Origin of the sequence: Nonomuraea sp. NPDC050404, assembly GCF_040655495.1 — a bacterium.
Classification (GTDB): domain Bacteria; phylum Actinomycetota; class Actinomycetes; order Streptosporangiales; family Streptosporangiaceae; genus Nonomuraea.
Genome location: NZ_JBFAKB010000059.1, coordinates 13,222 through 32,062, shown reverse-complemented (window position 1 = coordinate 32,062; position 18,841 = coordinate 13,222). Strand labels below are relative to the sequence as shown.

The window sequence follows — 18,841 nt, the reverse complement described above, 5'->3', positions numbered from 1 at the left end:
GACACGACCTCGCCATAGCAACCAACCAAGACGGCCGCCTCGAAGTCTTCGCCTCCAACCCCACCGGAATACACCACCGCCACAACACCACCCAAACCCCCTACTGGTCAGCCTGGCAACCCATCGGCGGACCCGCCAACGCCAAACTCGCCACCGAAAAATCCACCGACCACCGCATAGAACTCTTCGCCATCAACACCAACACCGCCCAACACCTCGTACAAAAAGAACCCAACGGCACCTGGTGGCCCTGGGAAAACTTCGGCGGCGGCGGCACCGACATCACCACCGGCCACAACGCCGACGGCCGCCTCGAAACCATCGCCACCAACCCCACCGGCACCTACCACCGCTACCACACCAACACCAACCCACCCTGGTCCAACTGGCAACCCCTCAACGGAAACGGCCCCGGAGTCAACTGACCGGTCTGCTGGAAGCGACGGAGTACCGCGGTCGCCTCGCGAGACGCGGGCGCGCCCTCCTGCGGCGTGCTGCCCGCGCCGTCCAGGCCGGCGAGGCAATCGGCATCGCCGGCCTGGACGCCGTCTTCACCACGCTGCTCGCCACCGGTGGCTACGGGCTGCGCGGTCAACGCCGTCGCTCGATGACTTCCGGGGTCCGCAGGACGGGGCTCTCCTCGATGCCCTTCCTGTCGGCGGCGGTGATGAGGCCGAGCTCGTGCAGGATCCTGGCGGCCTCCTGCGCGCGCTTCCTGGCGCCATCCGCATCGCCCATCGCCTGCGCGACCAGGCCGAGCCCCCAGAGATGCTCCGCCTCCACGTATGTACCGGTCATGCCGGCCCGCCGCTCCAGTGCGATGGCCTCCTCGAAACGGGCGCATGCCCGATCGAGGTGACCGGCCACCCGGTATGTCTCCGCGAGGTTACCCAGCGCGCTGGCCTTCACTTGCAATTCCTCGTCACCAATGAGGGAGACGGCCTGTTCGTGTGCGTCGATCGCCTCGTTGTGCCGCCCGGCGCTGCGATAGGTGAGCCCAAGATTGGACAGGACGATTCCGGCACCGTACCCGTCGCCGTTGCGTCGCTGGAGTTCGAGGGCCTGAAGGTAGTGATCGATGGATTCGTCCAGGCGGCCCTGCATCCGATAGGCATTGGCGAGGTGGTCAAGCTGATTCGCCTCGCGGCCCACGTTGCCGATCTGCCGGAAATACCTCAGAGCGCGGCCCAGATGCTCGATGGCCGGATCCAGTTGCCCGAGATTCGAGCAGACCCAGCCGAGGTCGCTGTACGCCATCGCTTTGAGCTGCGGGTCCCCCGAATGCTCGGCGGCATCCACTGCCGCCTCAGCGAACACGAGCTCCCTGCGCCACTGACCTCCGTCGTCCAGGAGCATGCCCACAATGCTCGCCAGCGCCACGGCGACGTCGTCGGCGGACATTTTGCCGGCCTGGCGCACCGCGGCGGCGAGATTGTCGGCCTCGGTGTCCAACCAGGCCCGCACGTCGGTCATCGTCTCCAACGGCATCCCAGGATGAAGAAGGGTTCGAGGACCCAGTTCGAGGCGCAGATTACTCCTCGACCTGGCTACCCTCAGCGCGGTGCGAGCGGTGGCCAGATGGAAGTGCAAAACCCGCCGGACGGCCACCACCTGCTCTTGTGCGGTCGTCTCCTCACTCGCGCGCTCACGCGCGAAAAGGTGCAGGAGGTCGTGCATACGGAAGCGGCTGAGCGCCGTCGTCTCGGCGAGCTGGGCATCGACGAGGTGTTCGAGCAGCGCCTCTGCCTCCTCGTCCGGGACATCGGCGAGCGCCGCGGCGACCCGGTAGTCGAAATCCGGGCTATCGAGCAAGCCCAGCAGCCGGAACACGCGGGCCGCCGCCGTACCGTGCCTGTCGGACAGCAGGTCGCAGTAGCTGACGGCGAAACTGGCCCGTACCGCTCTGTCCGCAACCTGGAACTCGGACAGTCGGCGCCGCTCGACGGCGGTCCGTTCCACGAGCATGGCGACGGGCCACGCGGGCCGGGCGGTGAGCCTGGCCGCGGCGATGCAGATCGCCAGCGGCAGTCCCCCGCAGAGTGTGACGAGTTCGGCCGCCGCACCGGGCTCGGCATCGATCCGAGCCGCGCCGACCAACCGGGTCAACAGTGCCAGGGCCTCGTCCTCGGGCAGGGTGCCGAGCTGGACGCGGAAGGCGCCGTCGAGCGAGGTGAGGATCCTGCGACTGGTGATCAGCACACCGCACGAATGGCTGCCGGGCAGCAGGGGCTGCACCTGCGCGGCACTGGAAGCGTTGTCAAGAACGACGAGCAGGCGTTTGCGGTCGGTCATCGACCGGAATCGTCCCGCCGCTTCCTCCACATCGACGGGTATGGCCGCGTCGGGAACCCCGAGGGAGCGCAGGAACCGGCCGAGCACCTCCCCCGGTTTCAGTGGCTCCGCCTCCGGGGAGGCCCCGTGCAGGTTCACGTACAGCTGGCCGTCCGGGTACCGGTCGGCGACCCGATGGGCGATGTGCAGCGCCATGGCGGACTTCCCGGCGCCGCCGGGGCCCGCGATGGCGCAGACGGTCACCGCGTCGTGCCCGGCGGAGGTGAACAACTCTCCGATGAGCTTGGTCTCCTCCTGTCGACCGGCGAACACGGTGAGGTCCGCGGGTAGCTCGGCCGGGGTCGGCAGCGTGCCCTCGCCGACGTCCACCTGCTCGGCCTCACGCTCGGCCGGCAACCCGGGCCGCACGTCTGGGGCTGTCAGGACCGGGTCGTCGTTCAGGATGGCCTGCTGCAGCCGCCGCAGCTCGAGGCCGGGGTCCAGGCCCAGTTCCTCCTTCAGCAACGCGTCGATCGTACGGAAACTCTCCAGCGCCTCCGCCTGCCGGCCGCAACGATGAAGGGCGAGCATGAGCTGGCCCCAGAGCCGCTCCCGCAGCGGGTGGGCCGCCGCGGCGGCCCTGATCTCGCCGATGATCAGCCCGTGGCGGCCGAGTTGGAGGCTGGCGTCGAACCAGTGCTCCAGCAGTTGCAGGCGCGTCTCGGTGAGGCGGGGCACCTCTTCGCGGTGGAGGGATCCCGACGGGACGTTGTCCAGAGCGGGCCCGCGCCACAGCGCCAGCGCCTCGCCGAGGAGGTCCGCCTGCCGGCCGACGTCGCCCTTGCCCACCGCCAGCGTCGCCCGGTCGACGAGCTCGCGAAAGCGGAGGAGATCGAGGCTGCCCGCGTCAATCTCGATGAGATAACCCTGGTCACGGGTGTGGATCAGCCGGTGCTCCGACCCCTGGTCGCCCAAGGTGCGGCGCAACCGCGTGATGTGCGTCTGCATCGCGGCGCGGGCGTTTACGGGCGCCGCCTCGTCCCACAATGATCCGATCAGCTGGTCGAAGGAGACAAGCTGGTTGGCGCGCAGGAGCAAGGTCGCCAGGGCACTGCGTTGCTTGGGCGCATGGATCGCGACCGGCCTGCCATCTCGGCTTGCTTCCAGCGGGCCCAGAATCCCAAACCACACGGGTGTCTCCCCATCCATCGACCGGCACGATCGCGAGACGCCGGCCACGCCCGGTCTGTCGCCGGTTCACACCTGTGGTCGGTTACTCGCGGATATCCGCAACTGAAGTGAGGTCAAGGCTCTCTCGCAGGCATTCCGCTGGAGCCGTCGGCCCTTCCGGCGACCAATCGTGGCGACGGCAGGGAGGGCGTGCCGTTCGTCGTCACGTCAAGACGCCGGAGCGATTCTCTATGTTACTGGACGGCGCAATACTGTTGATGACGAGTAAATCGGGACGACGGGACTCGCGGTGCCACGGCTCCGCCGGCCGATCTGGTTGCTCTGGTCAGCCAATCTTTCGGGCGGAGCCGTCGTCGGCGCCGGCCAGGACCGTGTCGGCGTGGCGGAGGGTCCAGTGGCTCAGGGCCCGGATCGGTATCAGCAGGTCCTGGCCCGCCTGGGTCAACTCGTACTCCACTCGCGGCGGGGCTTCGGCATAGCGCCGGCGCTCTACCAGGTCAGAGCGTTGCATGCGGCCAGGATTTGAGTGAGCGCCTTCTGGCTGATGCCTCCGATCTCCCGACGCGGCTGGCCCAGACATTTGGGTCTGTCCTTGGGGGCGAACCCCACCACCGGCAGCCAGGCGTGGGCGAACAGGTCTATAGGCCAGACGGGCCGGGCAGTCGGCGAAGCAGTCGCCGTAGGGCTCGCACGGGTGTCGTCCTGGCGGTCCACGCGCCAGTCTGCCGCGTGCGTAGGCACCCGGGGGTGCCCATCGGGCTGCCTACGGTCGTGGCCGACGGTGACCTTCAAGGCGACATACGTATCGGGATACTTGGAACCGGGCGAATGGATGAAACTCTGGGGTCGGGCTGCGCACGGGCGGGACACGAGGTGGTGATGCCACCAGGACGTCTCAAGCCCCTGGCCCGCTCCGGCTGGTCATCTGACCGAGCGGCGCAGCAACCGCGATGCTCGCCACAACAGACTTCCTGGCCATCGGACCTCTCCTTATGATCAGGGATCGGATTCCCCCACTGAGCGTGATCATCGTAAGGATGGTCGTTGTCGCCGCCCCGTCGTGCCGCTGTCGCATCCAAGGTCGGCACGATGCCGCGTCAGGGTGGCGCACCGCGCGGTGCGCCACCCTGACGCGGCCGGAGATGGCGGGCAGAAGCGCCCTTCAGCGCACCTGCGCCGATCGCACGCTACCTGGCAGGACGGAAGAACAACACGATTGCGGCCAGCGCCACGATCACGACGAACACATCGGCGATCACTGTGATCGTCGGCATGGCGATGAACAGGTCCATCGCCTTCATCAGCGTGGAGATGATGAGGATCACGACAGAGATGATCCGGGTGGCGCGACCGCCACGCAGTGCCAGCCATGCGACCACGATGAGCACAAGGGACCAGAAAATCGTGCTGGAGGCCAGGCCGGTGTAGATGGCCAGCAGACCCTCGGCCCGCTCACCGCTGGCGTCGACCATGTCGGCGGGCACCGCACTGCCGTCCTCGGCGGTCGTGGTCATGGCGATCTGATCCTTGACCACCTGCGTACCCGCGAGGAGGATGCCGATGGCGCCGATCACGTTGAGACATGCGGCTGCGATGGCCGCGCCGACTGCCCGAGACAGGCCCGCGGGCCGCCCGCCGCCTGTTCCAGCCGTCCCCAGCGCGCCCGCGGGCGCCCCTTGGTGGTGCAAGGCCCGATCGTCGCGAGGGGCGGAGGGCTGTCGTTCGTACATGGTCATGAGATGTCTCCAGATCGCTGATGTCAGGTGAACAGACCGGGATGGACAGCCCGAACCACAGATGTGCCCGGGACAGGCTCCCCCACGGATTTCGGCAAGGTCGAGGAGCACCTGACGCTTGGCGAACGCCACAAAGCGAGGTGAAATTGCTCCTCATTGAACTTCGGGTCAGATCCTGCTCAGTGAATGCCGCATGCTGCAGCGCCCTTTTGACAACTGAGTCAAGGCTGAATACGACTTCCCTTACCCGCCGATTTACTGCTGTCGAGATTTATAGCACAACGCGCCTTGCCACATAGCAGTGTGGAACGTTACATAGAGTGGCGACAGTCTGACGGCGTCACCAGGACAGGCAGGCGACCTCGCCACCGCGACGATCAGGTTGGGCCGGAAGAGCGCCCAGCGACGGCCGAGCGTCCGGGCTCACCGCCTCGGAATGGTCGGATATTTCCGCGGCCCTTATTCGGTTGAGCTTGGTCAGGACACCAGTTGCGAGAGAAAGGCCTAACAAGGTTATGCACCAGCCGGTATTCGACGCCGCCAACGCGGCTTTGTCGGGATGCTAGACGCTCCGGCGCGAAGGCCGCCACTCGCGCGGAAGCGCTGCCCACATGGGTCCCTCTGTCTGCCAGGCGCCATCCGCCGCTCGTCTAGAATCCCTTGCATGCCGACGCCGAAGACCAAGCTCACCGATCTTGCCGAATATGTCGGGATATCGACGGCGACGGTGTCGCGAGTGCTCAACGGCCGCGGCGGCGTTTCGGAGGATACCCGCAAGCAGGTCATGGCCGCCCTCGACGCCCTTGGCTACGAGCGGCCCGCGAAACTGCGGAGTACGTCCGCCGGACTGGTCGGCCTGATCGTGCCCTCGCTCGACAATCCGATCTACCCGTCCTTCGCGCAGATGATCTCTTCGGATCTCGCGCGGCGAGGGCTCACCCCGATCATGTGCCCCCAGGACATCGGCGGCGTGTCAGAGGACGAATACGTCGCGGCCCTGCTCGAACATCAGGTCGTCGGCATCATCTTCGTCGCCGGCCATCACGCCGACCAGGGGTCCGACAAGCTCCGCTATCAGCGCCTCGTGTCCGCGGGCCTGCCGATCGTGCTCATCAACGGCTACAGCCCAGACATCGACGCCCACTTCGTCTCCGACGATGACGCTGCCGGAGTCGAAATCGCCATCGATCACCTCGCCACCCTCGGTCATGAGCGGATCGGGCTCACTGTCGGGCCCCATGGCCTCGTATCGACAGAACGACGCATCCAGGCATTCGCCGCGAGGATCGAGGAACGCTTCGGAGTCGATGCCGCAGAGTCCGTCGCCAGTTCCCTGCTCAGCGTCGAGGGCGGCCAAGTCGCTGCCGGTCAGCTCATGGACACCGGCCACACTGCGCTGATCTGCGGTTCCGACTACATGGCGCTGGGTGCCGTCCGGGCCGCCCACGCGCGCGGGCTCAAGGTTCCCGGCGACGTCTCCATCGTCGGTCACGACGACTCGTTCCTCATCGGCTTCACGAACCCCGCGCTCACCACCTTGCGGCAGTCAGTCTTCCCGATGTGCCAGGCCGCCGTCTCCATCCTCGCCACCGAGATCGCCTCCGGCCGCAGATCGCCGGGCAGCGAACTGGTCTTCCGCCCGGAGCTTCTCGTTCGCGAATCGACGGGCCTGGCCCCGCGGCTCACCTCCTGACAGGAGAGATCGACCTGGCGCTACAAGCGTCACGCATCTGCGGGTCGGCTGCCGGAGGATGATCGTACGATCAGTGTCGGCGCGAACACGTGGTCGACGTGCGTCACGTGATACCCGTGCAATTGCTCCGACAGAGCGGAGGACGCCGCGGTCGCGATCTCCTCGACGGGCTGGCGCAGAGTGGTGAGCGGTGGGTTGCTGTGAACGGCGAGGTAGGAGTCGTCATAGCCGATGACCGAGACATCGGACGGTACGGAGAGTCCGGCCGCGTGGACGGCGGCCACCGCACCTAGTGCCATCGGGTCGCTGCCGGCGATGATGGCGGTCGCACCGGCGCCGAGCATTTTCCGCGTGGCCGCCAGGCCGCCGGCCAGGGAGTAACTCGTCTCGGCGTAAAGTTCGGCGTCGACCGTCCCGAAGAACCGCCGCATCGCCCGAAGGTAGCCCAGCCTCCTGTTCTGCGAGGGCAGCAAGTAGGCCTGACCGTTCGCGAGGCCGATGCGCGAGTGCCCCAGTTCGCGCAGGTGGGCGACCGCCGCCTCGGCTCCCGCCGCCTCGTCGGTGGTGACCGTCGCTGTGGGTAGGCCGGGGACCCGTCCTCCGACCAGCACCATCGGAATGCGTTGCCGGTGAAGCTGCCAGTAGGTGTTGTGGTCGGCGGAGGGATTGGCATGTCCGCCGGAGATCAGGACCAGCCCCTGGACGGCCCGCCGGAGCAGAGCCGAAATGTAGTCGGCCTCGGTCGGCCCTCTGAGAGTCGAACTGCCGATCAAGGCCGTGACTCCATGGGCGCCCAGCTTGGTCTCGATCGCTCCGGCGAGTAACGGGAAGATGGGATTGTCAAGTTCCGGCACGATGATCCCGACGAACGGTTCCGAGATCGGCGCGGGTGCGACCATGCCGTGCTCGCGAACGGCCCGCAGGACTCTCGCGCGGGTCGCCTCAGCCACTCCGGGCTTGTCATTGAGGACGCGGCTGACGGTGGCGGCGCTCACGCCCGCTCTCCTCGCGATCGCACGGACCGAGGTGCGTGGCACGACAGTGCTCCTTATCAGAAATCAACGAAACATGTTGCAGGGCTGTTGCTGGCGTTCTGGCGGGTCTCCTACGCTTCTGGCCCGGAACCCCAGGTCAGAGAGGGAAGGGAGAAGACACAGGATGGAACAACGCGAAGCGAGACGCAACGCGGTGGCCGGTCCGGCCGGTTTGTCGCCGTACCCGCGTGCCCGAGGCCGGGTGGCCGCGGGAGCGTTCCGCTCCGAGGAGGTGGCCCGGTGACGGTCGAGGTTCTGGAGGACATGTGGTCGGAGGCGCTTGGCAACCGCCGCGACGTCTATGTTTATCTGCCTCCCGGCTATCACCCCGCCAGGGGGCCCTATCCGGTGCTCTATCTGCATGACGGCCAGCACATGTTCGCCTCGGCGGGGCCGGCACCGAGTTGGCGGCTGGACGAGACACTCGACGATCTCATCAGTCGCGGCTCGGTGCCTCCGCTGGTCGCCGTGGGAGTGGCGAACGCCGGAGCCGACCGCGGAGCCGAGTATTCGCACGAGATCCCTTTCCCTCGGGACCCGGCGAGCTCGCCCGCGAGAGGCAGGCTCTACGAGACGTTCCTGATCGACGAGCTGATTCCGCTGGTCCGTCAGCGGTACTCCGTGACCTCCGATCCGGCGGCCACCGCTGTGATGGGTTCTTCCATGGGCGGCCTGGTCAGCTACCATCTGGCGTTCGGCCGACCGGAGGTTTTCGGCCTAGCGGCGATCATGTCACCGTTCTTCGTTTCCATCGACCCCGTCACCCTCGCCAAGACTCCCGTTCACCGGATCTTCGACCGCCGCGGTCCCGATCGGATCTGGATCGACATGGGCGGCATGGAGGGGCTGATCACCGTCGAGCCGGTCTTGGAACTCGTGCAGCACCTCGTCACGGAGCTCGGCTACACGCCTGACGATGACCTGCGATACCGCTACGATCCGGAGGGCCGGCATCACGAGGATGTCTGGGCGGAGCGGGCCAGGAGCGCGGTGCTGCATCTGTTCGGCGCCGGTGGTCCGGCCGAGCCGACGGTTGCTCCAGGTCCGGACGGCAACCTGGCGCTCGGCATCGGCCAGCTCATCGACGCGTCTCCCCTGGGAAGGCGCGCCGATGGCTGTACGTACTCGATCCTCACCGCTCAGGTGGACTGGCGACCCGAGCGCCTGCTCAAGCGGGTCGGCGGCGCATTCCTGGCCGCGGCCGCGGCCGGCGACGGCGAGATCGTGGCGAGAGTGGGCTCTCACACCGTCACCACCGGCGTCATCGTGACCTCGGGAGAGGCGCAGCCCGCCCTGGACGTCACCGTTGTCGTGCCGCTCGACACCCCGCTTGACGCCTCGGTGTCCTTCTCCGGGCTGCCCACGCAACATATCCGGCCCGGGCTCCACCACGGCCACTGGCCCCTGCCCCGGGGAGTCGGGCTCGACGGGACAGTGGGTCTCGGCTGGCGCGGCGCGGGCCTGGACGCCAACGGGGTTCCCGTCCGTCATCCGCTACGCCACGACGCCGCGCGCCGCATCGTGGTGCGGGTCGAGAGATGGACGAATCCCGACCACGGCGGCCTCTAGACAGCCGTTGACGGTTCCCTCTCTCAGGGGACGGCGGCCGATCATCACGCAGCTATCCTCCCGAACGCAATCTTGCGGCAAATTTTCATTAATAGCTTGTAACCTTGCTGCCCTGTGGATAGCGTCCGCTATGCGGGGGACCCGGAACACGGTCGCTGCCTGCGCTGGAGCGACCCCCACCCTCAGCGAGAAAGGACCAACATCAAATGTGGCCGCTTCCAGAGACGCATGACGACTCGATGCGTGCAGGCTTAGAGACTGGCGGGACTCCACATCGCCTCCACTCACGCCGCGCGTTGCTGACGGCGGCCGGACTGGTGACGCTGAGCGCCTGCGCGGTCCCCGCCCGCAGTCCGAGCGGGAGATCCGCGGCGCCAAGTGCGCCAGCGACCGGCGTCCCGCAGCGCGATGGCGCAGCCGACCTGGTGATCTGGGCTGACAACAACAGGGCGACAGTGCTGCAGCGGTTCGCCGACGCCTTCGCCAAGGAGAACGGTGTGAAGGTCGCCGTTCAAGTGTCGACGGACGTCCGCCGGGACTTCGGCGCGGCGGCGCAGACCGGCAGCGGCCCCGATGTCATCGTCGGCGCGCACGACTGGCTCGGCGAGTTCGTGCAGAACAACGCCGTCTCACCGCTCAGCCTGAGTGGCGACCTGGTCGCCGGGTTCCTTCCGTCGGCGATCGCAGCGGCGACGCTCAACGAGCAGATCTATGGCGTGCCCTATGCCGTGGAGAACATCGCGCTGGTACGCAACACCGCGCTCGCTCCCGAGGCGCCCGAGACCCTGGCCGAACTCGTCGAGAGCGGCCTGGCCCTTGTCAAGTCGGGAAAGGCCACCAACGCGCTGCTGGTGCCGGTGGGCAAGGGAGGCGACTCCTACTTCGCCTACCCGTTCCTGTCGGCCTTCGGCGGCGGGTTCTTCGGGCAGAAGGCGAACGGCGAGTACGACCCCGGCAAGGTCATCGTGAACAGCGACACCTCGATCAAAGGCGCCGAGGTGCTCGCGGAGATCGGCAAGAAGAAGGTGCTGTCGACCAACGTCGACGGCACCAACATCGATGCCCTGTTCAACGCGGGAAAGGCGCCGTACTACTTCACCGGCCCGTGGGCGATCGAGACCGCGAAGAAGGCCGGCATCAAGTATGCAATCTCACCGCTGCCGTCCATCGAGGGTGGTGGTCGCATGCTGCCCTTCCTGGGTGTGCAGATGTTCTACGTGTCGGCGAACACAAAGAACAAGACGCTGGCGGAGGAGTTCGTGATCAATCAGATGGCCAGTACGGAGGTGCAGGAGGCGCTCTTCGTGGTCGGCAATCGGCCTCCGGCGCTGAAGGAGGCCTACGAGAAGGTCGCCGCCGGCAACGCCGACGTCAAAGCCTGGTTCGAGGCCGGCGTCGGGGCCAAGCCCATTCCGAACATCTCCGCGGTCAGGGCAGTCTGGGGGCCCGTGGCCCAGGCCGAAGCTGACGTGATCGCGGGCAAGTCCAGCCCGCGGGCGGCCTTCGACGCCGCCCAGAAACAAGTCGTGGAAGGCATCAAGAAGGGCTGAGCCTCACGTGGCGGCGGTTCCCGTCGCGGGTGTGGCCTCGTACCGGCTGAACCCCTTACCGGGGAAGAGGAGAAATTTCGTGATAAGGGGCATAGCAACCCGAGCGGAGGCGATGTCCACCGGTCCGGATGCCGCCCGCGCGAGGCTTGGGACGGCGGCCCGCCTGGTGCTGATCGTCGCCGCGCTCGCAGTGGTCGCCGTCACGGCGCACCGGCTGATCGAGGGCGGCAACTGGCTCGGCGTACTGATCGTCGGCGCCGTCGGCATGGCGGTGCTCGTGGTGTACGCGACCCGCCGCCTGGTTCCGATGAAGTATCTACTGCCCGGCCTGATCCTGCTGCTCGGCCTGCAGGTGTGGCCGGTGGCCTACACGGCGGCGACGGCATTCACGAACTACGGCTACGGTCACCTGCTCACCAAGGCGGAGGCGACCGAGGCGATCGTTGCCAACTCCGTGCAGGAGGTGCCGGGCGCCCCACGCTACGCGATGAGCGTAGCGGTGAAGGCCGGCTCCGATCCGATCACCGGTGAACCGCATCTGCTGCTCACCGATCCACGCGACGGCCGGGTCTTCGACGGCACCGGGAACGGTCTCCTGGGACTGAACCCAGCAGGTATTCAGAAGTCCCCCACCGGCAAGGTCCTCTCGGCGCCCGGCTTCACCCTGCTCACGGCGAAAGAGGTGAACTCCCGGCGGGACGTCCAAAACCTGGTGGTTCACACGCCTCAGGGCGGCATCAAGCCGATCGGGCTGAGCCATGCCTTCGAGGGCAAGGCGTCAATGACACACGACCCGGCCACCGACGTGATCACCGATGGCTCCACCGGCAAGCGGTACGTCGCGCGGGACGGCTCCTTCATCCCCGAGGACGGCAGGGGGGAGGGACTGCCGCAGGGCTGGCGGGTGAGCGTCGGATTCGACAACTTCGCCGCGATCATCACCGATCCGGTGATCCGGACCGGATTCCTGTCGGTCTTCGCGTGGAACATCGGCTACGCGCTGCTCGGTGTGGCGTCGGCATTCTTTCTCGGCATGCTCCTGGCCCTGCTGTTCAACGATCCGCGGCTGAAGGGCAAGGCGGTCTACCGGTCACTCATGATCCTTCCGTACGCACTGCCGGGCTTCGTCACCGCCCTGGTCTGGGCCTCGATGTTCAACCAGGACTATGGCCTGATCAACCAGGTCACCCAGGTGTCGATCGACTGGTTCGGTGACCCGTGGGCTGCGCGGGCGGCCCTCCTGATCGCCAATCTGTGGCTCGGATTTCCCTACATGTTCATCGTGTGCACGGGCGCTCTGCAGTCGATCCCGGGCGAGGTCTACGAGGCCGCCAGGGTCGACGGGGTCAGCAGGCTGCAGATGCTGGCGAAGGTCACGTTGCCGCTGGTGCTGGTCAGCGTCGGGCCGTTGCTGGTGGCCTCTTTCGCCTTCACCTTCAACAACTTCGGACTCATCTTCCTGATGACCGGTGGCGGGCCATTCGCCGCGGGCAACACCAGCATCGGCGCCACCGACCTGCTGATCACCTACGCCTACCGGCTCGCTTTCTCCGGCGCCAGCCCGGACTACGGGCTGGCCTCGGCGGTGTCCATCCTGATCTTCCTGCTGGTCGCCCTGCTGAGCCTGGCGGGTTTCAGGAGGAGCGCAAAGCTTGAGGAGTTCAACTGATGGCCACCACGGCAAGATCCCGCAGGCGTCTCGGCTCGCGATGGTTCGCCGCAGTGTGGTGGCGGCACGTTCTGGCATGGGTGGCGATCGCCTGGGCGCTGTTCCCCATCGCCTTCATCGCCTCGGCGGCGCTCAACCCTGCCGGTTCACTCTCCACGTCCTCCCTGATGCCGAGTTCGGTCTCTCTCGTCAACTTCGAGACGTTGTTCACCTCGACGACCTGGCCGTATCTCACCTGGTACCGGAACTCGCTGTACGTGGCGATCGTCGGCTCCCTGGCGGCACTGTTCATCGGCGCCTGCGCGGCCTACGCCTTCTCCCGAATGCGGTTCCGCGGAAGGCGGGTGGGGCTGCTGGCTCTGTTGCTGGTGCAGATGTTCCCGGCGCTGCTGGCCTTCGTCGCGATCTATTTCACCTTCGACGAGATCGGCCAGGTGGTGCCCCCACTCGGCTTGAACACCACCAGCGGCCTGATCCTGGCTCACCTGGGCGGAGCGATGGGCGCCAACGTGTGGCTGCTCAAGGGCTATTTCGACACCACGCCGCGGGAGCTCGACGAGGCGGCCAAGGTCGACGGCGCCTCGCACGTCCGGGTGTTCTTCACCATCATCCTCCCGCTGGTGGTGCCGATCCTGGTGACAGTCTTCATGCTGAGTTTCGTCACCTTGTTCTCGGAATTCCTACTGGCCTCGATCTTCCTGAGGGACGTGCGTCAGCAGACCCTCGGCGTCGGGCTGTGGGCGCTGTCAGCCGCCGACAAGAACGCCTACTTCGGCTGGTTCAGCGCGGGCGCGCTGCTCGCGTCCCTCCCGATCGTGGTCATATACCTCCTTCTGCAAAAGCAGCTCATCAGCGGTCTCACCAGGGGATCCGTGAAGTGAGCAGTTCTGCTGTCACTACTCGTCGTGAAAGGCACGTCCACCACAGATGACGAATACCGCCGATGCGCCACGCCTCTTGCCGCACCACGACGGCTCCGAACTTCACGTGCCCTCACGCGCCTTCAACCTGGGTGAGACGGTCCCCGTGCGGGTCCGGATTCCGCTCGGCTCGCCGTACGAACGAGTCGTCCTGCGCTCCATGACCGACGGCGAGGTCAGGACCGTGCCGGCGGTCCTGACCGACAAGAGCGACCAGGACGAGTGGTACGAGGCGCCGCTGCTCCTGCACAACCCGGTCACTCGGTACCGCTTCATGTTGATCACTGGCGACGAGACCTTCGACTGGCTCAACGGCACCGGTGTATGGTCGTACGACGTTTCAGACGCCTTCGATTTCACGATCACCACCTATGGGGCCGCACCGGACTGGGCCCGGGAGAGCGTGGTCTACGAGATCTTCCCTGACCGATTCGCGCGCTCCGCCGAAGCCGATCACCGGGAGGTGCCTGACTGGGCCGTCCCCACTCCGTGGGACCAGACGCCCGAGGCCGGCCGCGACTCCGTGTACGAGCTGTACGGCGGCGACCTCGCCGGCATCGAGGACAATCTTGGCTACCTTGCCGACCTCGGCGTCAGAGCGCTCTATCTGACCCCGATCTTCCCGGCGCGATCCGCCCATCGTTACGACGCCTCCACCTTCGACGAGATCGACCCTCTCCTTGGCGGCGACCAGGCTTTCACCTCCCTTACGACCGCTGCGCACGAACGTGGCATGCGGATCGTCGGGGACCTCACCACCAACCACACGGGAGACAGTCACGAATGGTTCGTCCAGGCCGGCTCCTCGACGTCGCCAGCCGATTTCTACCTGTGGCACGCGCCCGGCGACCATGTCTCGTGGCAGGGCGTTTCGTCACTTCCCAAGCTGAACTGGTCGTCTCCCGGGCTGCGTGAGCGTTTCATCGACGGGCCGGGCTCTGTCGTCGGCCGATGGCTCCAGTCGCCCTACAACCTCGACGGATGGCGGATCGACGTCGCCAACATGACCGGTCGCTATAGGGACCAGGACCTCGCCCACGAGGTCGCCCGCACGATCCGGGCCACGATCGCCTCGATCCGGCCCGACGGCGTCCTGGTCGCCGAGCACATGCACGACGCCTCCGAGGACCTCCGTGGCGATGGCTGGCAGTCCGCGATGAACTACGCCGGTTTCACGCGACCGGTCTGGAACTGGCTCGCCGCGCCCGGCAACACCCTGAACTACCTGGATCTCCCGATCGCCATTCCGCGCCGCGGCGGCCGCGAGATAGCGCGCACCATCCGGGAGATCTCCGCACGGCTCCCCTGGCAGGTTGCCGCGAATCAGTGGAACAACCTCGGTTCGCACGACACCCCGCGACTGCTCACCATCCTCGGCGCCGACGAACACCTGATGGAGATCGCCGCCGGCCTGCTGATGACCTACCTCGGCGTACCGATGATCTTCGCTGGCGACGAGTGGGGAGCCACCGGCACGAACGGGGAACACGGCCGCCGCACCATGCCCTGGAACGACCTCACCACGTCGGACCACCCGCTGCGCCGGCGCTACCGAGATCTCATCCACCTGCGCAACGAGCACCGGGCCCTGCAACACGGGGGTCTGCGCTGGGTCTTCCAAGAGGACGACGCGCTCGCCTACCTCCGCGAGACCCGCGAGGAGACGATCCTGGTGCTGGCCTCCCGCGCGCCGTGGGCCGGTGCTCAGTTGCCACCCCTCCGCGGGCTGGAGGAGGCGCAGCTCATCTACGGCACAACGGATCTCATCGGACACGGCACGACCTGGCGCCTCCCGCCCGACGGCCCCAATTTCGCAGTCTGGAAGCTCCCGACATGAATCAAGGCCCCGGCGATCGACGCGGGCATCGACGCTGGCATCGACGCTGGCGTCAGTGAGCCATTTTCAGGGTCCGTGACGGCTGCCCTGGTCACAGCGTGATCGCGATGTCGGTGTTCGGTCGGTGACATGAAGAAGCTCCTGGTAGACGGGTTGATCACCACAATCCACACCGTGGCAACCAGGAGCTTGGGCGGCGGCGATGGCGACGAAGGACGTGAAGTGGTCGGCCCGGCGTTCGTACCGCCGGTGTAAGCGACGGCAGCCGGCCGGCCACGAGACCGTCCTTTCCACGACCCAGCGATGGCGTCCCAGGCGCTGGCTGGATTCGATCCCGCGGCGGGCGATGCGCGGGATGATGCGCCGGCCCCCGCGACGGCCGATCCGGCGGCAGTTCGGCTGTCAGACCCGCTCCCGTAGGGGAAGCCTGACTGCGAAGCAGGCGCCACCGAGCGACGCGCGCCTGACCTGAACGCTCCCGTGATGAGCAGCGACGATCGCCCCGACCAGCGAAAGGCCCAGACCGGCGCCCCCGCGATCGCGGCTCCGGGCGGAGTCCAGCCGGGTGAAGGGCTCGAAGATCCAGCGCCGGTCCGCCTCGACGATCCCGGTCCGTCGTCCCCCACTGTCAGCTCGGCACTGTCGCCAGCGCGGCGCACCTCCACGCGCACCGTGTGCTCGGCGTGGCGCTGGGCGTTGCCCAGCGGGTTACTCAGCACCCGCCGGACCTGGGCTGAGACCGCGTCGATTGGCACCGGACATTCGAGACATGTCTCCACCGGGTGCGGGTCCGCCCGGCGTGACAGCTCGCTGCGCGCCAACGCGGTCAGGTCGACGCGTCTCCGCTCCATCGGCGTGCCCGTCTCCGCGTGCGCGAGTAGCCGCATTCATGACCACAGAGAAGGTATGTCGATGCTGTTCTTCATGCCCGCGGTGCCAGCGCATGCGAGCGGTCTGGGCCCGATCAGGAGCAAAGTCCACGAGGAATGTCCCGACGCGAACGCCAACGACAAACGGGCCGATCCGGTCTGGGTCCGGATCTGGGGGCTGCAATGGCAGCAGTCAGCAGAAATGGAATTTCACCCGGCCAGGGTGGGGCGGCGGATTCTCCCTCGTGAACTATCGTTTCCCAACCTGTGTGGGCAGGGATCTCAACGGCGGATGGGGAGCCAAGGTCCAGCTCTGGCAGTGCAACGGATCGGCGCAGCAGTCCTGGTACGAGGCAGCGGTGCCCTCAATCCTGGTGCCGCCGTCCGGAATGCGCCGGACCAACGTGCACAAATATCGTAGGTTATGACCGCCATGGCGGCCGATGAGCAGGTGATCGGCCACTGCCGCGGTAGCGGTGCGGTCATCGCGCGCGTTCGATGAGAGCCTTCCGCCGGTGAGGCGACAGCGACGGATTGTTAGTCTCGCCATGGTGCTGACCCGATAGCAAGGATCAGCATTCACCATCGAAGGATGTGCTCATGCCTCTGCACTACGTGGTCATCACCCGGATCGACGACACTCCGGACAGCGATCTCGGTCATTATTTGGCGAACGTCGGCGCGTCCATGACGCCCTACGGTGGCCGGTTGCTGGCCTTCGGCACGCCACAGCGACTGGAGGGAGACACGAAAATTACCAAGACCGCGATCCTGGAGTTTCCGTCAGATGAGTCGGCCCGCAACTGGTACGAATCCGCCGTCTATCAGAACCTCGCGGCCTGGCGCATCGCGACCATAGGCGGACCGGTCGACTTCAACCTTGTGAGCGGCGTACCGGCATAGCCGCGCCGATGGACGGGAGCCACCTCGATGACGAACTTCGTCGCGACGACGTCGAGTTCGGGCTGGAGAGGATCCTGGACGGCATCGGGGCGCTGATCCAGGTTCGGAACGCGAAAGTCATACGACCGCGGCACGTCAGCGATCCTCTGTCATGGTCTTGATGCACGCCCAACTCGGCGCGTTTCTTGACCACGCGCGCAACGCCGGCCTGACCCGGGCGCCGGCCCCCGGACGCAGCGGCCACGGCATCACCGTCAACACGGGGGCTCCCGGTGGGGCGAGCCGAGCGCCCGCCCCACCGCTCGTTCACCTGTTGTAATTGGAGGCCGTCACGCTCCCGAGACCGTTACTCCCGTTCTTTGACAGGTACACGGTCATCCCCTCGTCGTGCAGGTTGATCCACCCGCCGCCCTGCCCGTAGGGGGCGTCCTTGGCGCAGATGGAATCGGCGTACACATAGCCCTGGGTGGGGTTGTCCGTACCGCCCCGGGACACCTGCAACCCACTCGTGGGAAAGCTGATCCAGCCATCGTCGGCCGTTCTTCCCTGCACCCATCGGGTGTTCACCCCGTTGAGGTCGGCCTTGTCGGCGAAGACGGTTCCCCAGTCTTGTCCGCTTCCCCGGCGTACGTTCAGCCCCTCCTTGGGGAAGCTGATCCACCCGTCGTCGCTGTTTCTTCCCTGCACCCATCCGGTTCGTACACCGTTGAACTCGGCCTTGTCGGCCGTCACGCCGCTGTCGGTGAAGGTGATCCGTCCTCCGGTCGCGTTCGCCGCCCCCTGGACCCAGGGGGTGTTGATGCCGGAGGTGACCGTGAGGGTGTCCAGGATGGGATCACGTACCTCGACGGTCGTGGTGTGGAAGTGTTCCTGCTTGGGCGTGGTGCGGGAGGTGGCGACGAGCGTGTACGTGGTGGCCCGCTTCGGGGCGTCGGCGGCGGCCGGTGACCAGGAGCGCACGCCCCGGGCGACGGTCGCCTCCCCGCCCGGGAAGAGGATCTTGTAGTCGAAGTCGTCGGACCCGTCCCAGCGCAGCACGATGTTGGACCCGGCGTTCACCAGGGCGTCGTCCGGGCGGAAGTCGCGCGGCGCGGGAATCTCCTTTGGCGCGGTCTTCACCAGTGGCACGGCCGCGTACCGGTTGGTCAGGCGCCCGGACTGGGTGCTGCTGCTGTTCTCGGTCACCCGCAGCACGGCCACTCCGGCGGCCGCGGCCACCGTGACGTTCTCCAGCGTCAGCACGATGTGGTCGCCGGGGTCGAGACGGATTCTGCCGCCACCCCGGGCGGTGGCCTGGAAGGCGTCGGAGCCCTGCGGCCGCACGTCCACCGGCGACTGGGCGCCGGACCTGGCGCCGTACACTCCCGTGGGTTTGATCTTCTGGAAGTCCGGGGTGAGGTGGCCGGGACCGTCGCCGATGGGCACTTGTACCAGGATCGAGTGCCAGAACGCCGCCTGCTGCGCCGTATTGGTGACGACCAGGTACACCGTCCCCGTGGACGGGGACCGCCCGGTCGCTGACGCCTCCAGGGGTGTGGGGTCGGTCATGAGGGTGTAGGCCAGCAGGGTCAAGGTCACGACTCCTTCTCTTTGGAGGAC

Annotated in this window: 15 protein-coding genes and 1 pseudogene; 9 read left to right on the top strand and 7 right to left on the bottom strand. The window is 66.9% G+C overall.

What is annotated here, in order from left to right:
* Window positions 1-425, top strand: a 425-nt coding sequence (locus tag AB0I81_RS62875; protein WP_360680169.1) for a hypothetical protein, incomplete at its 5' end; no start/stop codon positions are given.
* A gap of 166 nt (window positions 426-591) precedes the next feature.
* Here AB0I81_RS62875 and AB0I81_RS62870 read toward each other — a convergent pair.
* The 3 genes from AB0I81_RS62870 to AB0I81_RS62860 all read right to left on the bottom strand — a co-directional run bounded on the left by AB0I81_RS62870 (window position 592) and on the right by AB0I81_RS62860 (window position 5,330).
* Window positions 592-3,510, bottom strand: a complete 2,919-nt coding sequence (locus AB0I81_RS62870; protein ID WP_360680167.1) for a BTAD domain-containing putative transcriptional regulator — start codon at window positions 3,508-3,510, stop codon at window positions 592-594.
* 277 nt (window positions 3,511-3,787) lie between these two features.
* Window positions 3,788-3,973, bottom strand: coding sequence for a winged helix-turn-helix transcriptional regulator (locus AB0I81_RS62865; RefSeq protein WP_360680164.1), 186 nt, complete (start codon window positions 3,971-3,973; stop codon window positions 3,788-3,790).
* Between the two features lie 676 nt (window positions 3,974-4,649).
* Window positions 4,650-5,330 carry a hypothetical protein gene (locus AB0I81_RS62860; RefSeq protein WP_360680161.1) on the bottom strand — a complete coding sequence of 227 codons (681 nt, stop codon included), beginning with the start codon at window positions 5,328-5,330 and terminating at the stop codon, window positions 4,650-4,652.
* Between the two features lie 532 nt (window positions 5,331-5,862).
* Between AB0I81_RS62860 and AB0I81_RS62855 the strand changes: the two genes are divergently transcribed.
* On the top strand, window positions 5,863-6,891 hold the full coding sequence (locus tag AB0I81_RS62855) for a LacI family DNA-binding transcriptional regulator (RefSeq protein WP_360680158.1): 1,029 nt from the start codon (window positions 5,863-5,865) through the stop codon (window positions 6,889-6,891).
* Window positions 6,892-6,920: 29 nt separating this feature from the next.
* On the opposite strand, the gene AB0I81_RS62850 is transcribed toward AB0I81_RS62855, so the two are convergent.
* Entirely contained in the window at window positions 6,921-7,928 is a 1,008-nt protein-coding gene (locus AB0I81_RS62850; protein WP_360680156.1) for a LacI family DNA-binding transcriptional regulator, read from the bottom strand.
* A gap of 237 nt (window positions 7,929-8,165) precedes the next feature.
* Here AB0I81_RS62850 and AB0I81_RS62845 point away from each other — a divergent pair, with 237 nt between their 5' ends.
* The 6 genes from AB0I81_RS62845 to AB0I81_RS62820 all read left to right on the top strand — a co-directional run bounded on the left by AB0I81_RS62845 (window position 8,166) and on the right by AB0I81_RS62820 (window position 15,725).
* Complete coding sequence (locus AB0I81_RS62845; protein WP_360680153.1) at window positions 8,166-9,494, top strand: alpha/beta hydrolase-fold protein; 1,329 nt, start codon at window positions 8,166-8,168, stop codon at window positions 9,492-9,494.
* Window positions 9,495-9,919: 425 nt separating this feature from the next.
* Window positions 9,920-11,044 (top strand): maltose ABC transporter substrate-binding protein, encoded by a 1,125-nt coding sequence (locus AB0I81_RS62840; protein ID WP_360680151.1) that lies wholly within the window; start codon window positions 9,920-9,922, stop codon window positions 11,042-11,044.
* Window positions 11,045-11,156: 112 nt separating this feature from the next.
* Window positions 11,157-12,713: an ABC transporter permease subunit gene (locus AB0I81_RS62835; protein WP_360680148.1), complete on the top strand. Its 1,557-nt coding sequence runs from the start codon at window positions 11,157-11,159 to the stop codon at window positions 12,711-12,713.
* On the top strand, window positions 12,713-13,594 hold the full coding sequence (locus AB0I81_RS62830) for a sugar ABC transporter permease (protein ID WP_360680145.1): 882 nt from the start codon (window positions 12,713-12,715) through the stop codon (window positions 13,592-13,594). The genes AB0I81_RS62835 and AB0I81_RS62830 overlap by 1 nt, the downstream gene beginning before the upstream one ends.
* Window positions 13,595-13,700: 106 nt before the next feature.
* Window positions 13,701-15,470: a glycoside hydrolase family 13 protein gene (locus tag AB0I81_RS62825; RefSeq protein WP_360680142.1), complete on the top strand. Its 1,770-nt coding sequence runs from the start codon at window positions 13,701-13,703 to the stop codon at window positions 15,468-15,470.
* 129 nt (window positions 15,471-15,599) lie between these two features.
* Window positions 15,600-15,725, top strand: a complete 126-nt coding sequence (locus AB0I81_RS62820) for a hypothetical protein (protein ID WP_360680139.1) — start codon at window positions 15,600-15,602, stop codon at window positions 15,723-15,725.
* Here the strand turns inward: AB0I81_RS62820 and AB0I81_RS62815 are convergent.
* Both AB0I81_RS62815 and AB0I81_RS62810 read right to left on the bottom strand, forming a co-directional pair.
* Window positions 15,696-15,836, bottom strand: a pseudogene (locus AB0I81_RS62815) (IS5/IS1182 family transposase); the annotation flags it as partial. The gene AB0I81_RS62820 and the pseudogene AB0I81_RS62815 sit on opposite strands and share 30 nt — an antisense overlap.
* A 36-nt stretch (window positions 15,837-15,872) precedes the next feature.
* Window positions 15,873-16,031, bottom strand: coding sequence for an ATP-binding protein (locus AB0I81_RS62810; RefSeq protein WP_360680172.1), 159 nt, complete (start codon window positions 16,029-16,031; stop codon window positions 15,873-15,875).
* Between the two features lie 908 nt (window positions 16,032-16,939).
* On the opposite strand from AB0I81_RS62810, the gene AB0I81_RS62805 reads away from it, so the two are divergent.
* Window positions 16,940-17,242, top strand: coding sequence for a DUF1330 domain-containing protein (locus AB0I81_RS62805; RefSeq protein ID WP_360680136.1), 303 nt, complete (start codon window positions 16,940-16,942; stop codon window positions 17,240-17,242).
* A gap of 306 nt (window positions 17,243-17,548) precedes the next feature.
* Here AB0I81_RS62805 and AB0I81_RS62800 read toward each other — a convergent pair whose 3' ends face one another.
* Window positions 17,549-18,820, bottom strand: coding sequence for a hypothetical protein (locus AB0I81_RS62800; protein WP_360680133.1), 1,272 nt, complete (start codon window positions 18,818-18,820; stop codon window positions 17,549-17,551).
* Between the last annotated feature and the right edge of the window lie 21 nt (window positions 18,821-18,841).